The sequence below is a fragment of the Pseudomonas sp. B21-010 genome, assembly GCF_024749325.1.
GTDB lineage: Bacteria > Pseudomonadota > Gammaproteobacteria > Pseudomonadales > Pseudomonadaceae > Aquipseudomonas > Aquipseudomonas kilonensis.
This window is the reverse complement of sequence record NZ_CP087198.1, coordinates 2,062,017-2,076,372: the sequence shown is the minus strand read 5'-3', so window position 1 is coordinate 2,076,372 and position 14,356 is coordinate 2,062,017. Positions and strand designations below refer to the sequence as shown.

General features: G+C 62.2%; 9 protein-coding genes. 5 read left to right on the top strand and 4 right to left on the bottom strand.

Going from position 1 to position 14,356, the window contains the following annotated elements:
- Nucleotides 1-137 precede the first annotated feature (137 nt).
- From zipA to LOY50_RS09170, 3 genes are all read right to left on the bottom strand, one after another.
- Entirely contained in the window at nt 138-983 is an 846-nt protein-coding gene (gene zipA / locus LOY50_RS09180) for a cell division protein ZipA (protein ID WP_058545536.1), read from the bottom strand.
- 258 nt (nt 984-1,241) lie between these two features.
- On the bottom strand, nt 1,242-4,730 hold the full coding sequence (gene smc / locus LOY50_RS09175; RefSeq protein ID WP_258690686.1) for a chromosome segregation protein SMC: 3,489 nt from the start codon (nt 4,728-4,730) through the stop codon (nt 1,242-1,244).
- A gap of 2 nt (nt 4,731-4,732) precedes the next feature.
- Nucleotides 4,733-5,392 (bottom strand): GntR family transcriptional regulator, encoded by a 660-nt coding sequence (locus tag LOY50_RS09170; RefSeq protein ID WP_253472830.1) that lies wholly within the window; start codon nt 5,390-5,392, stop codon nt 4,733-4,735.
- A 383-nt stretch (nt 5,393-5,775) separates the two neighbouring features.
- Here LOY50_RS09170 and xdhA point away from each other — a divergent pair, with 383 nt between their 5' ends.
- The 4 genes from xdhA (at nt 5,776) to guaD (ending at nt 11,915) form a co-directional block, all read left to right on the top strand.
- Entirely contained in the window at nt 5,776-7,230 is a 1,455-nt protein-coding gene (gene xdhA, locus LOY50_RS09165; protein ID WP_258690685.1) for a xanthine dehydrogenase small subunit, read from the top strand.
- On the top strand, nt 7,223-9,622 hold the full coding sequence (gene xdhB, locus LOY50_RS09160; RefSeq protein WP_258690684.1) for a xanthine dehydrogenase molybdopterin binding subunit: 2,400 nt from the start codon (nt 7,223-7,225) through the stop codon (nt 9,620-9,622). The genes xdhA and xdhB overlap by 8 nt, the downstream gene beginning before the upstream one ends.
- Before the next feature lie 126 nt (nt 9,623-9,748).
- Nucleotides 9,749-10,591 carry a xanthine dehydrogenase accessory protein XdhC gene (gene xdhC, locus LOY50_RS09155; protein WP_253472821.1) on the top strand — a complete coding sequence of 281 codons (843 nt, stop codon included), beginning with the start codon at nt 9,749-9,751 and terminating at the stop codon, nt 10,589-10,591.
- A 19-nt stretch (nt 10,592-10,610) separates the two neighbouring features.
- A complete protein-coding gene (gene guaD / locus LOY50_RS09150; RefSeq protein WP_253472818.1) occupies nt 10,611-11,915 on the top strand; it encodes a guanine deaminase in 1,305 nt (434 codons plus the stop codon).
- Between the two features lie 122 nt (nt 11,916-12,037).
- Here the strand turns inward: guaD and LOY50_RS09145 are convergent, their stop codons facing one another.
- Complete coding sequence (locus LOY50_RS09145) at nt 12,038-12,802, bottom strand: GntR family transcriptional regulator (RefSeq protein ID WP_253472816.1); 765 nt, start codon at nt 12,800-12,802, stop codon at nt 12,038-12,040.
- Nucleotides 12,803-13,046: 244 nt separating this feature from the next.
- Here LOY50_RS09145 and LOY50_RS09140 point away from each other — a divergent pair, with 244 nt between their 5' ends.
- Nucleotides 13,047-14,237, top strand: coding sequence for a benzoate/H(+) symporter BenE family transporter (locus LOY50_RS09140; protein WP_003199555.1), 1,191 nt, complete (start codon nt 13,047-13,049; stop codon nt 14,235-14,237).
- Nucleotides 14,238-14,356: the final 119 nt, after the last annotated feature.

Genomic DNA, 14,356 nt, shown 5'->3' with positions numbered 1-14,356 from the left:
CGCATGCAGGCGCTGTAGGAGCTGACGAGTGCAACGAGGCTGCGATCTTTTGATCTTTCGCTCACGACCCAATCGTCAGTGGAAAGATCGCAGCCTCGTTGCACTCGTCAGCTCCTACAAGCCAGCGATCTTTGGCCTCAGCGCTTCTGGGTCAGCGCCCGGCGCTCGAATTCGACGATGCGCTGGCGGTAGTGCTCGATGGTCTGGGCAGTCAGCACGCTGCGCTGGTCATCCTTGAGTTCACCATTGAGCTCCTGGGACAGCTTGCGCGCCGCGGCCACCATCACGTCGAAGGCTTGCTTGGGATGACGTGGGCCCGGCAGGCCGAGGAAGAAACTCACCGCCGGCGTGCTGAAATGATCGATGTCGTCCAGGTCGAACACGCCAGGCTTGACGGCGTTGGCCATGGAGAACAGCACCTCGCCGTTGCCGGCCATGCTCTCGTGACGATGGAAAATGTCCATTTCGCCGAAACGCAGGCCGCTTTCCAGGATGTTCTGCAGCAACGCCGGGCCCTTGAAGCCGGCCGGGTCGCGGCAGATCACGCTGATCACCAGCACTTCTTCAGCCTGGGCCTGATCCTTGTCGGCGCTCGAGGTTTTGTTCTCGTCCGGGAAGTCGCTGTCGCGACTGCTGAAGCTCGGACCACCATCCAGGTCGAGGTTCAGGTTCAAATCACCCTGGGATGGCTCGCTGTTGCGCTTGCCGCGCTTGGAACCCGATTCCCGTGGCTCACGGGCAGGCGCGCTCATCGACGGCAAGTCGTGTTCGTCCAGCTGCGGTTCCTTGTGGGTGTCCAGCACCCGGGGCGGGCCCAGCAGCTCGGCGCTGTCGTCCTCATCGGGCAGGTTCGACAGGCTGCGGTCCAGGCGAAACTTCAGCTTCCCCTTGCCGCCGCGCATGCGGCGCCAGCCGTCGAAAAGAATACCGGCAATGACAATGATGCCGATGACGATCAGCCACTCGCGCAGACCGATTTCCATGTAATCCCGTGCCTCTATAAAAATGCTGAAAAATAAGGGGCTTAGCTATTTGCAAACCGCTTTAAAACGTGGCGCCAACTCTATGTTCTGAATGGCCTTTTGCCCACGCATACGAAAAATTGACATTAAACTAGCACGACCAAAGATAACTTTACACCGTCTGTCGCACAGGCTTGTGCCCAAACTGTGATTTGAACAACAGGCCCAAGGGTAAAAAATACCTATAGCGCTCCAAGTAGAAGCCCTGCAACCCGTTCTTCAGGCATCCACCATGGCCATGGCCTCCTCCACATCCACCGCCACCAGCCGCGAACAGCCCGGCTCATGCATGGTCACACCCATCAACTGATCGGCCATTTCCATGGCGATCTTGTTGTGGGTGATGTAGATGAATTGCACCGTTTCAGACATCTCCTTCACCAGCCGTGCGTAACGGCCTACGTTGGCGTCGTCCAGTGGTGCGTCGACTTCGTCGAGCATGCAGAACGGCGCCGGGTTCAATTTGAAGATGGCAAAGACCAGGGCCAGCGCGGTCAGCGCCTTTTCGCCCCCGGAGAGCAAATGGATGGTGCTGTTCTTCTTGCCAGGAGGACGCGCCATGATTGTCACCCCTGTATCGAGTAGATCTTCGCCCGTCAGTTCCAAGTAAGCGCTGCCGCCACCGAAAACTTTTGGAAAAAGTGCCTGCAAACCGCCGTTGATCTGATCAAAGGTATCCTTGAAGCGGTTGCGGGTTTCCTTGTCGATCTTGCGAATGACGTTTTCCAGGGTCTCCAGCGCTTCCACCAGATCGTCGTTCTGGGCGTCCAGGTAGCGCTTGCGCTCGGACTGCTGCTGGTACTCGTCAATGGCCGCCAGGTTGATTGCCCCCAGGCGCTGGATACGCTGGGCAATGCGTTCCAGCTCCTCCTCGGCGTCCTTCTCGTTCGCCCCGGCCACCAAGGTGGCGAGCACGCCGTCGAGGTCGTAGCCATCTTCGAGCAATTGGTCCTGCAAGGCTTTGCGCCGCACCGTCAGGGCTTGCCACTCCATGCGCTGCTGTTCCATCTGGCCGCGAATCAGTTGCGATTGCTGTTCGGCCTGGCTGCGGCGCTTTTCGGCGTCGCGCAGTTCGCGGTCGGCGTCCTCCAGGGCGATCTGCGCCGTCTTGAGCTCCTCGTCGACGCTCATGCGCTTGTCGAGTAATTCTTCGAGCTTGAGACGCAGCTCTTCCAGCGGCGCTTCGCCCTCCTCCAGATTGAGGCTCAACTGCTCGCGTTTTTCGGTCAGGCGTTCGGACTGCATTTCCAGCCGCTCCAACGCCTGGCGCGTGGAATCGTGCTGGGCCTTGAGCGAGCCCAGGCGCACCGCCAACTGATGGGCATGGTCCTTGTGCTGGCGTGCTTCCTGGCGCACCCGGTCCAGGCGCTCGCGCAGACTGTCACGCTGGGCCAGCAGCAGTTCACGCTGCTCGGTGTCCAGCGCCATGGCATCGAGGGCGTCTTGCAGCTGCAAACGCGCCTCGCCGATCTGTTCGTGCTCCAACGCCCGCTGCTCGCCCAGTTCGGCGATTTCTTCTTCAAGGCGGGTGCGGCGCAACGCCAGCTGCTCGACCTTGGCCTTGCCGGCCGACAACTGCGCCTTGAGCTCGCCTTGCTGGCGCGCTTCATCCTGCAACAGCCGCCGCAGGTGTTCGCGGCCGTTCTCCTGCTGACGCTGTTGCGCCCGCAGGTTCTGCAATTCGGTTTCCAGGGCTTCGACGCTAGCCTCGCGCTCCTCGCGCTCGGCGCCCAGGCGCTGGATTTCCTGGCCACGGGCGAGCATGCCGCTCTCGGCTTCGCTGGCCCGGCGCACCCGCAGGAAATGCCGGCCAACCCAATAGCCGTCACGGCTGATCAGGCTTTCGCCGACCGCCAATTGCCCACGCAGGGCCAAGGCCTGTTCAAGGCTGTCCACCGGCTTGACCTGCCCGAGCCAGGGCGACAGGTCGACCTGGGCCTCGACCTTGTCCAGCAAGCTGCCGGGGATTCGTACGCCGTCGCCAGCCGGGCTGAGCAGGCGCAGATCGCCCTGGGTGAAACCCGACAGGTCGAAGCCGCCGAAGTCATCCACCAGCACTGCTTGCAGGTCGGCACCCAGCACGGTTTCCACCGCCAGCTCCCAACCGGCATCGACCTTCAGGCCCTCGGCCAGTCGCGGACGCTCGGCCAGGTGCTGGTCGCGCAGCCATTCGGCGGCGCCGGTGCCTGGGTCCAGCGCGGCTTGCTGCAAGGCTTCCAGCGAAGCCAAACGCCCATTGAGCCGCTGCAATTCGCCCTGGCCCTGCTGCTGGTTCTGCAAGGCCACTTGCAAGGCCTGGCGCAGTTGCTCAAGCCGTTCGACCTGGGCGTCTTCGCTGGCCTGCAAGTCTTCGAGGGTGGCTTCGCTGGCCGCCAGTTGCTCGCTCAGGTCCAGAATCGCCGCGTCTTCCGGATCCGCCGCGAGCAAGGTGCGCTCTTCGGACAGACGGCGCTGACGTTCGGCCAGGCGCTCCATGCTGGTTTCCAACTGCTGGATGCGCGACTGCTGGACTTCAGCCTGGCGCCGCGGCTCGGCCGAGGTCAGGTTAAAACTGTCCCACTGCTCTTGCCAGCCGTGCATGGTCAGCTCGGCTTCTTCCAGGGCCGCGGCGGCCTCTTCGGCGGCGGCGCTGGTGATTTCCTGCTCTGGCGTGAGCCGGTCCAGTTCTTCGCCAAGGGTCAGCAGCAGCGTACGGTCGTGGCCCAGGTGCGACTCGGTTTCCAGGCGCGCCCGCTCGGCTTCCTTCAAGTCATCCTGCAACTGCCGCAGCCGTTGCTGACCATGCTGGATGCTCTGCTCGACCCGGGCGATGTCGCCCCCCACGGAATAGAAGCGCCCCTGCACCAGATTGAAGCGCTCGGACAGGTCATGGTGACCGTCGCGCAGGCGTTCGATGGCGGCGTCGGCGTTGCGTTGTTCGGCTACCAGGGCTTCGAAGCTGACTTCCTGGTTGCCGATGATCGCCTCACGCTGGCCGACCTGCTCGTTCAGCGCCTGCCAGCGCAGGGCGGAAAGCTGGGCCTTGAGCTGGCGCTCCTCGCCCTTGTATTCCTGGTACTTCTTCGCGGCCTCGGCCTGACGGTGCAAACGCTCGAGTTGGCGTTCGAGTTCTTCGCGCAGGTCGGTCAGCCGCGCGAGGTTCTCGTGGGTGCGACGAATGCGATTTTCGGTCTCGCGCCGCCGCTCCTTGTATTTGGAAATACCGGCGGCTTCTTCAATGAAGTTGCGCAGGTCTTCGGGCTTGGCCTCGATCAGCTTGGAGATCATGCCCTGTTCGATGATCGAGTAGCTGCGCGGGCCCAGGCCGGTGCCGAGGAAGATATCGGTGATGTCGCGACGCCGGCACTTGGTGCCGTTGAGGAAATAGCTGTTCTGGCTGTCGCGGGTCACTTTGCGACGAATGGAGATTTCCGCATAGGCCGCGTATTCACCCACCAGGGTGCCGTCGGAGTTATCGAACACCAGCTCGATGCTGGCCTGGCTCACCGGCTTGCGGCTGGTGGAGCCGTTGAAGATGACGTCGGTCATCGACTCGCCGCGCAGGTTCTTGGCCGAACTTTCGCCCATCACCCAGCGCACGGCGTCGATGATGTTCGACTTGCCGCAACCATTGGGCCCGACCACCGCCGCCATGTTACTGGGGAAGTTCACCGTGGTCGGGTCGACGAAGGATTTGAACCCCGCCAGCTTGATGCACTTGAGCCGCACGTTCAGGCCTTCGTCAGGGCAGAGACCACCAGGTCGCAACTGCGCTGGGCGTAGGCCGTGAGCACGATGCGGATCTGCGGCAAATCACGGGCCAGCACGGCGGCGAGCAGGCGCTGGAACAGGTCGAGGAACTCGCTCATTTCCGCCTTGCGCTGGTCCAGGGCCAGGAAATAGGCACGGCTCATGGCCGGTTGCAGGTTCTCGACGGTTTCCTGCAAGTACGGGTTGTTGGCAAAGGGATAGGCGGCGCGCATCACACTGAAGCTTTCATCGACGAAGGTGCGGATGTCCTGGCGCGCGTAGGCCTCGTTGAGACGCTGCTGGATCGCCACGAACGGTGCCATGTCGACTTGCTCTTTCCAGCCATGGGCCACGGCGTTGCCCAGCAGGATGTACAGCTCGCTCATCAACGTGCAGAGGCTGCGCACCTTGTGCTCGGTAAGTTCGGTGACGTGGGCGCCGCGGCGCGGCAGGATCGCGATCAAGTGGCGTCGTTCCAGGATCAGCAAGGCCTCGCGGACCGAACCGCGGCTGACGTTGAGCGCCAGCGTGACCTTCTGCTCCTGGATGCGCTCTCCCGGTTTCATTTCGCCGCGAATGATGCGTTCGGCGAGGTGATGGGCGATTTGCTCGGCGAGGCTGTCCGGGGCCTTGAACGTCATGGTTGTCCTTCAAACTCTTCGATTTGCACAAGCGGCGCAGTGTAGCGCACTCGATACGTCATGGCGCAGGGCCTGTACCGGGTTTTTGGCACGATTCAAGCAAAAAAAGTTTGAGCGTTCCTGCTGAAACAGAACCTGTGGAAGAACCTGTGGGAGCGCGCTTACTCGCGATAGCGGTATATCAGCTTGCATCCATACTGAATGTACCGCCGTCATCGCGAGCAAGCTCGGCTCCCACAGGGTTCTACAGTGTCCATCGATCGTTGTTCATCGACCAAAGAGATTTTCTTGACCCTTAAGTCAGAAAATCGTTGACCGAAAAGTCAGACCTGATAAATTCAGGCCCACGTCGATACAACAATAATGAGTCTGCGAGGCCTTCCGTGATCCAGTTTTTACTCAACCAGGAACTCCGTAGCGAGCACGCCCTGGACCCGAACCTGACCGTACTCAACTATTTGCGCGAACACGTTGGTAAACCAGGCACCAAAGAAGGCTGCGCCAGTGGCGACTGTGGCGCGTGCACTGTGGTGGTAGGCGAATTGGAAACGGACGCCGATGGCCGTGAACGCATTCGCTATCGCAGCCTCAATGCCTGCCTGACCTTCGTCTCGTCCCTGCACGGCAAGCAACTGATCAGCGTCGAAGACCTCAAGCACCAGGGCCAATTGCACAGCGTCCAGCAGGCGATGGTCGATTGCCACGGCTCGCAATGCGGCTTTTGCACACCAGGCTTCGTCATGTCGCTGTTCGCCCTGCAAAAGAACAGCGAACAACCCGACGCCCATAAAGCCCACGAAGCCCTGACCGGCAATCTCTGCCGTTGCACCGGCTACCGGCCGATCCTGGCCGCCGCCGAGCAGGCCTGCTGTGGCAAACAACCCGACCAGTTCGATGCCCGTGAGGCTGAGACTATCGCCCGCCTCAAAGCCATTGCGCCGACCGAGACCGGTGAGCTCAACAGCGGCGACAAACGCTGCCTGGTGCCACTGACCGTCGCCGACCTGGCCGATCTTTACGACGCCTATCCCCAGGCGCGCCTGCTGGCTGGCGGCACGGACCTGGCCCTGGAAGTCACGCAATTTCACCGCACCCTGCCGGTGATGATCTACGTGGGCAACGTCGCCGAACTCAAGCGTATCGAACGCTTCGACGATCGCCTGGAGATCGGCGCCGCCGCCACCCTCTCCGATTGCTACGAAGCCCTGAAAGCCGAGTACCCGGACTTTGGCGAACTGCTGCAGCGCTTCGCCTCGCTGCAGATCCGCAACCAGGGCACCCTCGGCGGCAACATCGGCAACGCCTCACCGATTGGCGACTCGCCGCCCCTGCTGATCGCCCTCGGCGCGCAGATCGTGCTGTGCAAGGGCCAGACCCGCCGCACCCTGGCCTTGGAAGACTATTTCATCGACTACCGGGTCACCGCCCGCCAGGAAAGCGAATTCATCGAAAAGATCATCGTGCCGCGAGCCAGCGCCGAACAGGCGTTCCGCGCCTACAAGGTCTCCAAGCGCCTGGACGATGACATTTCCGCCGTATGCGCGGCCTTCAACCTGCGCATCGACAACGGCATGGTCCGCGACGCCCGCGTGGCTTTCGGCGGGATGGCCGCGACCCCAAAACGCGCCAAGCATTGCGAAGCCGCATTGATCGGTGCGCCGTGGACCGACAGCACCATTGAACGCGCCTGCGCCGCCCTGGCCGAGGATTTCACCCCGCTGTCGGACTTCCGCGCCAGCAAGGAATATCGCCTGCTCAGCGCCCGCAACTTGCTGCGCAAATACTTCATCGAACTGCAAACGCCGCACATCGAGACTCGGGTGACCGCTTATGTCTAACCATCACACCGTAGAGAAGACCCAAGCCGAACTCGCCGAACTGTTCGCCCGCGATCTGACCACCGGCGTGGGCCGCAGCGTCAAGCACGATAGCGCCGCCAAGCATGTGTCCGGCGAGGCGCAGTACATCGATGACCGCCTGGAATTCCCCAACCAGTTGCACGTCTATGCCCGGCTGTCGGACCGCGCCCACGCCCGGATCATTCGTATCGATACCGCGCCCTGCTACGCCTTCGAAGGCGTGCGCATCGCCATTACCCATGCAGACATTCCTGGCCTGAAGGACATCGGCCCGTTGCTGCCCGGCGATCCGTTGCTGGCCATCGATGACGTGCAATTCGTCGGCCAACCGGTGCTGGCCGTCGCCGCCAAGGACCTGGACACCGCGCGCAAGGCAGCGATGGCCGCAATCATTGAATACGAAGACCTGGAACCGGTGCTGGACGTGGTCGAGGCCCTGCGCAAGCGGCACTTCGTGCTCGACAGCCACACCCACCAGCGCGGCGATTCGGCCACGGCACTGGCGAGCGCCGAGCATCGCATCCAGGGCTCGCTGCACATCGGCGGCCAGGAACACTTTTACCTGGAAACTCAGATTTCCTCGGTGATGCCCACCGAAGACGGCGGCATGCTCGTCTACTGCTCGACCCAGAACCCCACCGAAGTGCAGAAGCTGGTGGCCGAAGTGCTGGGCGTGTCGATGAACAAAGTCGTGGTGGACATGCGCCGCATGGGCGGTGGCTTTGGCGGCAAGGAAACCCAGGCCGCCAGCCCGGCGTGCCTGTGCGCCGTCATCGCACACCTCACCGGGCAGCCGACCAAAATGCGCCTGCCCCGTGTCGAAGACATGCTGATGACCGGCAAGCGCCACCCCTTCTACATCGAATACGACGTGGGTTTCGACAACACCGGGCGCCTGCACGGCATCGCCCTGGAACTGGCCGGCAACTGCGGTTGCTCGCCGGACCTGTCGGCCTCGATCGTCGACCGGGCGATGTTCCATGCCGACAACGCCTACTACCTGGGCGATGCGACCATCAATGGCCACCGCTGCAAGACCAACACCGCGTCGAACACCGCCTACCGTGGTTTCGGTGGACCACAAGGCATGGTCGCCATCGAAGAGGTGATGGATGCCATCGCCCGGCACCTGGGGCTCGATCCGCTGGCGGTGCGCAAGGCCAACTATTACGGCAAGACCGAACGCAACGTCACCCACTACTACCAGACCGTCGAGCACAACATGCTCGAGGAAATGACCGCCGAACTTGAAGACAGCAGCCAGTACGCCGAGCGCCGAGAAGCGATCCGTCGCTACAACGCCAATAGCCCGATCCTGAAAAAAGGCCTGGCACTGACCCCGGTGAAATTCGGCATTTCCTTTACCGCCAGTTTCCTCAACCAGGCCGGCGCCTTGATCCACGTCTACACCGACGGCAGCATCCACCTGAACCATGGCGGCACCGAAATGGGCCAAGGCTTGAACACCAAGGTCGCCCAAGTGGTGGCCGAGGTGTTCCAGGTGGAAATGGACCGCGTGCAAATCACTGCGACCAACACCGACAAGGTGCCAAACACTTCGCCCACCGCCGCCTCCAGCGGTGCCGACCTGAACGGCAAGGCCGCGCAGAACGCCGCCGAAACCATCAAGCGGCGCCTGGTGGAATTCGCCGCGCGACAGTACAAGGTCAGCGAAGAAGATGTGGAATTCCACAACGGCCATGTGCGGGTGCGCGATCACATCCTGAGCTTCGAGGCGCTGGTGCAGCAGGCCTATTTCGCCCAGGTCTCGCTGTCGAGCACCGGCTTCTACAAGACCCCGAAAATCTACTACGACCGCAGCCAGGCCCGAGGCCGACCGTTCTACTACTACGCCTATGGCGCGGCCTGTGCCGAGGTAATCGTCGACACCCTCACCGGCGAGTACAAGATGCTGCGCACTGACATCCTCCACGACGTCGGCGCCTCGCTGAACCCGGCCATCGACATCGGCCAGGTCGAGGGTGGTTTCATCCAGGGCATGGGCTGGCTGACCATGGAAGAACTGGTGTGGAACGACAAGGGCAAGCTAGAGACCTGCGGCCCGGCCAGCTACAAGATCCCCGCCGTGGCCGACATGCCGCTGGACCTGCGGGTCAAGCTGGTGGAAAACCGCAAGAACCCCGAAGACACGGTGTTCCACTCCAAGGCCGTGGGGGAGCCGCCGTTCATGCTCGGCATCGCCGCGTGGTGCGCCATCAAGGACGCCGTGGCGAGCCTGGGGGATTACCAGCACCAGCCGAACATCGACGCCCCGGCAACGCCGGAGCGGGTGTTGTGGGGGTGTGAGCAGATGCGTGGGTTGAAGGCAGTCAAGGTTGAGGAAGCTGAAGCCGAAGTGGCTTCGCTCTAGGACCGCGGCGCGGCTATCGCGAGCAAGCTCGGCTCCCACAGGGATTTTGTTAACCCTGGAGATCCCATGTGGGAGCGAGCTTGCTCGCGATGAGGCCGGAACAGACAAAGAGATGTCGAGGTGAATATGTACAACTGGATCAGCGCCCTCGCCGACCTGCAAACCCGCGGCGAACCCTGCGTGCTGGTGACGATCATCGAAGAGCTCGGCTCCACCCCACGTAACGCCGGTTCGAAGATGGTCATCAGCGCCAGCCAGACGTTCGACACCATTGGTGGCGGGCACCTGGAATACAAGGCCATGGAAATCGCCCGGCACATGCTCGCCAGCGGCCAGCAGAACACCCATCTGGAGCGCTTCAGCCTCGGTGCGAGCCTGGGCCAGTGCTGCGGCGGCGTCACCGTGCTGCTGTTCGAACCCATGGGCCAGGTCCAGGCGCAGATCGCCGTGTTCGGCGCCGGCCACGTCGGCCGCGCCCTGGTGCCGCTGCTGGCGAGCCTGCCTTGCAAGGTGCGCTGGATCGACTCGCGGGAGGCGGAATTCCCCGAACAGCTGCCCCATGGCGTGCGCAAGATCGTCACCGAAGAACCACTGGATGAAGTCGACGAATTGCCCGTCGGCAGCTACTGCATCGTCATGACCCACAACCATCAGCTCGACCTGGAACTGAGCGCCGCGATCCTCAAGCGCAACGACTTTGCCTACTTCGGCCTGATCGGCTCGAAGACCAAACGGGTCAAGTTCGAGCATCGCCTGCGTGATCGTGGTTTTGACAGCAGCACCTTGCAGCGCATGCGTTGCCCGATGGGTATCGGCGAAGTCAAAGGCAAGTTGCCTGTGGAAATCGCCATCTCCATCGCCGGCGAAATCATCGCCACCTATAACGCCGATTTCGGCCAGCAGACCGCCCGCGCCGAACCGATTGCCAAGCTGCTGCCGGCCTCGCGCCGCAGCCAGGCGAACCGTTGAACACTCGTTGAGAATGCCCATGCCCCTGACACGCAAAGCCTACCGCGCCGCCCTGCTCCACAGCCTCGCCGACCCAGCTGAAGTCGGTATCGAGGCGTCCTATGAATATTTCGAGGACGGCTTGCTGGTGGTGGAAAACGGCCAGATCAGCGCCATCGGCCACGCCCGCGACCTGCTGCCGACCCTGGCAGCGGACATCGAAGTCACTCATTACCCGGACGCGCTGATCACCCCTGGTTTGATCGACACCCACATCCACCTGCCGCAGACCGGCATGGTCGGCGCCTATGGCGAGCAATTGCTGGACTGGCTCAACACCTACACCTTCCCCTGCGAAAGCCAGTTCGCCGACAAGGCCCACGCCGATGCCGTGGCTGATATTTTCGTCAAGGAATTGCTGCGCAACGGCACCACCACCGCGCTGGTGTTCGGCAGCGTGCACCCGCAATCGGTGAATTCGTTTTTTGAAGTGGCCCAGAAGCTCGATCTGCGGATGATCGCCGGCAAAGTGATGATGGACCGCAACGCCCCGGACTACCTGATCGACACTGCCGAATCCAGCTACACCGAGAGCAAGGCGCTGATCGAGCGCTGGCACGGCAAGGGCCGCCTGCACTACGCCGTGACCCCACGCTTCGCCCCCACCAGCACCCCGGAACAACTGGCCCTGGCCGGCCAGTTGCTGGGGGAATACCCAGACTTGTACATGCAGACCCACATCAGTGAAAACCTGCAGGAAGTGCAGTGGGTCAAAGAGCTGTTCCCGGAGCGCAAGGGTTACCTGGACGTCTACGATCACTACCAGTTGCTCGGCGAGCGCTCAGTGTTCGCCCATGGCGTGCATTTGTGCGACGACGAATGTGCACGCCTGGCAGAGACCGGCTCGGCCATCGCCTTCTGCCCGACCTCGAACTTTTTTCTCGGCAGCGGCCTGTTCAACCTGCCGATGGCTGAGAGGCATAAAGTGCACGTGGGATTGGGTACCGACGTGGGTGGCGGCACCAGTTTTTCGCTGCTGCAAACCCTGAACGAAGCCTACAAGGTCATGCAGTTGCAGGGCGCGCGGCTGAGCCCGTTCAAGTCGCTGTACCTGGCCACCCTCGGCGGCGCCCGGGCCCTGCGTTTGGAGGACAAAATCGGGACGTTGCAACCGGGTTCCGATGCGGACTTCCTGGTACTGGACTACAACGCCACGCCGCTGCTGGGCTATCGCCTCAAGCAGGCCAAGGACATTGCCGAGCGGTTGTTTGTGTTGATGACGCTGGGGGATGACCGGACGGTGATGCAGACTTTTGCGGCCGGTAAATTGGTGCATCAGCGGTAGATATTTATTGCCTGTTGAATCGCCATCGCGAGCAAGCTCGCTCCCACAAAGGTTATGTGAACGACAGAAATCCACTGTGGGAGCGAGCTTGCTCGCGATTGGCGGTATGACTGATTCAACCCTCAGAGCTTGGCCGGCGACCGCCCAGGCTTCTTGCTCTGCAGCAGGTGCGAGAACACCGCATGCAAGTCATCCGACGCGCTTTCCTCGTCGAGGTTGAGCTTGCTGTCGATGTGGTCCATGTGATGCATCATCAGGTCCACTGCCAGCGTCGCGTCGCGCGCCTCGATGGCGTCGATCAACTGGGTGTGTTCGTCATAGGAACAGTGGGAACGGTTGCCGCTTTCGTACTGGGCGATGATCAGCGACGTCTGGGACACCAGGCTGCGCTGGAAACTGATCAGCGGCGCGTTCTTCGCCGCTTCGGCCAACTTGAGGTGGAACTCGCCCGACAAACGGATGCCGGCGCCGCGGTCACCGCGGGAGAAACTGTCGCGCTCGTCGCTGACCATCTGCCGCAGCTCAGCCAATTGTTCGGCCGTGGCATGCTGCACCGCCAATTCGGTGATCGCCCTTTCCACCAGGCGCCGGGCCATGAACACCTGGCGAGCCTCTTCGACACTCGGGCTCGCCACCACGGCACCGCGATTGGGCCGCAGCAACACCACACCTTCGTGGGCCAGGCGTGACAGCGCCCGACGAATGATCGTGCGGCTGACCCCGAAAATCTCCCCCAGTGCCTCTTCGCTCAACTTGGTACCGGGCGCCAGGCGTTGTTCGAGGATGGCCTCGAAGATATGCGCATAGACAATATCGTCCTGGGTTCCGCTGCGGCCGGCTTTACCGGCTCGCGGTTGTTTCTTGAGGGGCTGCAACTGTTCGTTCATGGGCACTCGAGTCGGGAGAACTGCGGCGAATTGACCGTGACTGTAATACGGCACAGCGGGTCGCTGGCAAGTATCGCGTAAAAAACAGCCCGATTGTACACAACCTCTGATGGCAACACGACTGTACGGCTGTTTGCGGGCATGGCTGTATTGCAATCGGCTACTGCGTTGAGTTTAGGCTGCAAACCCAAAACCTGCGGCGCGATCAAGCCCAGCCAATCTACAACAAGGACCACCGCCCACCATGACCGAAGTCACGACCACGCCACTTCGTCCATTGGCCGATACCTCGCCTTCAGCCATCGTCGCCGGGTTCATCGCGATGATGACCGGCTACACCAGTTCCCTGGTGCTGATGTTCCAGGCCGGGCAGGCAGCCGGGCTGACCAGCGGGCAGATTTCCTCGTGGATCTGGGCGATCTCCATCGGCATGGCGGTGTGCTCCATCGGGCTATCGCTGCGCTATCGCACACCGATCACCATCGCCTGGTCGACACCCGGCGCAGCGCTGCTGATCACCAGCCTGGGCGGCGTGAGTTATGGCGAGGCCATCGGCGCCTATATCACCTGTGCAGTATTGGTGACGATCTGTGGCCTGACCGGCAGTTTCGAGCGCCTGGTCAAGCGTATTCCAGCCTCGCTGGCGGCGGCGTTGCTGGCGGGGATCCTGTTCAAGATCGGCAGCGAGATCTTCGTCGCCACCCAGCATCGCACCGGCCTGGTGCTGGGGATGTTTTTCACCTATCTGATCGTCAAGCGCCTGTCGCCCCGCTACGCGGTACTGGCAGCGCTGTTGATCGGCACGGCGCTGTCGGGCCTGCTGGGGCTGTTGGACTTCAGCGGCTTTGCCCTGGAAGTCGCGACACCGGTGTGGACCACGCCGCACTTTTCCCTGGCGGCCACCATCAGCATCGGCATTCCGTTGTTCGTGGTGGCGATGACCTCGCAGAACATGCCCGGCATCGCCGTGCTGCGGGCCGACGGTTATAACGTGCCGGCCTCGCCGTTGATCACCAGCACCGGCATCGCTTCGCTACTGCTGGCGCCGTTCGGCTCCCATGGCATCAACCTGGCGGCCATCAGCGCGGCGATCTGCACCGGCCCCCACGCCCACGAAGATCGCAACAAGCGCTACACGGCGGCGGTCTGGTGCGGGATCTTCTACGGGATTGCCGGGGTGTTCGGCGCGACGCTAGCGGCGTTGTTCGCGGCACTGCCCAAGGAGCTGGTGCTGTCCATCGCGGCCTTGGCGCTGTTCGGGTCGATCATCAATGGCTTGAGCATCGCCATGAGCGAAGTGAAGGAGCGGGAAGCGGCGTTGATCACCTTCATGGTCACGGCGTCGGGGCTGACGCTGTTCTCCATCGGTTCGGCGTTCTGGGGGATTGTGGCGGGGGTGTTGACCTTGCTGATCCTGAACTGGCGTAGCGCTTAAAAGCATCGCGAGCAGGCTCGCTCCCACAGGGGGATTTGTGTCGCCCACATCACCACTGTGGGAGCGAGCTTGCTCGCGATAGCGGCCTGAAGGGCAACAGCTACCCAACAGACAGGCAC

What these genes read in the sequence shown, in the direction of transcription:
- LOY50_RS09170 (WP_253472830.1), bottom strand. Translation starts at nt 5,392, where the DNA reads ATGACGTTCAAGGCCCCGGACAGCCTCGCCGAGCAAATCGCCCATCAC.
- LOY50_RS09145 (WP_253472816.1), bottom strand. Translation starts at nt 12,802, where the DNA reads ATGAACGAACAGTTGCAGCCCCTCAAGAAACAACCGCGAGCCGGTAAA.
- xdhB (WP_258690684.1), top strand. Translation starts at nt 7,223, where the DNA reads ATGTCTAACCATCACACCGTAGAGAAGACCCAAGCCGAACTCGCCGAA.
- zipA (WP_058545536.1), bottom strand. Translation starts at nt 983, where the DNA reads ATGGAAATCGGTCTGCGCGAGTGGCTGATCGTCATCGGCATCATTGTC.
- guaD (WP_253472818.1), top strand. Translation starts at nt 10,611, where the DNA reads ATGCCCCTGACACGCAAAGCCTACCGCGCCGCCCTGCTCCACAGCCTC.
- xdhC (WP_253472821.1), top strand. Translation starts at nt 9,749, where the DNA reads ATGTACAACTGGATCAGCGCCCTCGCCGACCTGCAAACCCGCGGCGAA.
- LOY50_RS09140 (WP_003199555.1), top strand. Translation starts at nt 13,047, where the DNA reads ATGACCGAAGTCACGACCACGCCACTTCGTCCATTGGCCGATACCTCG.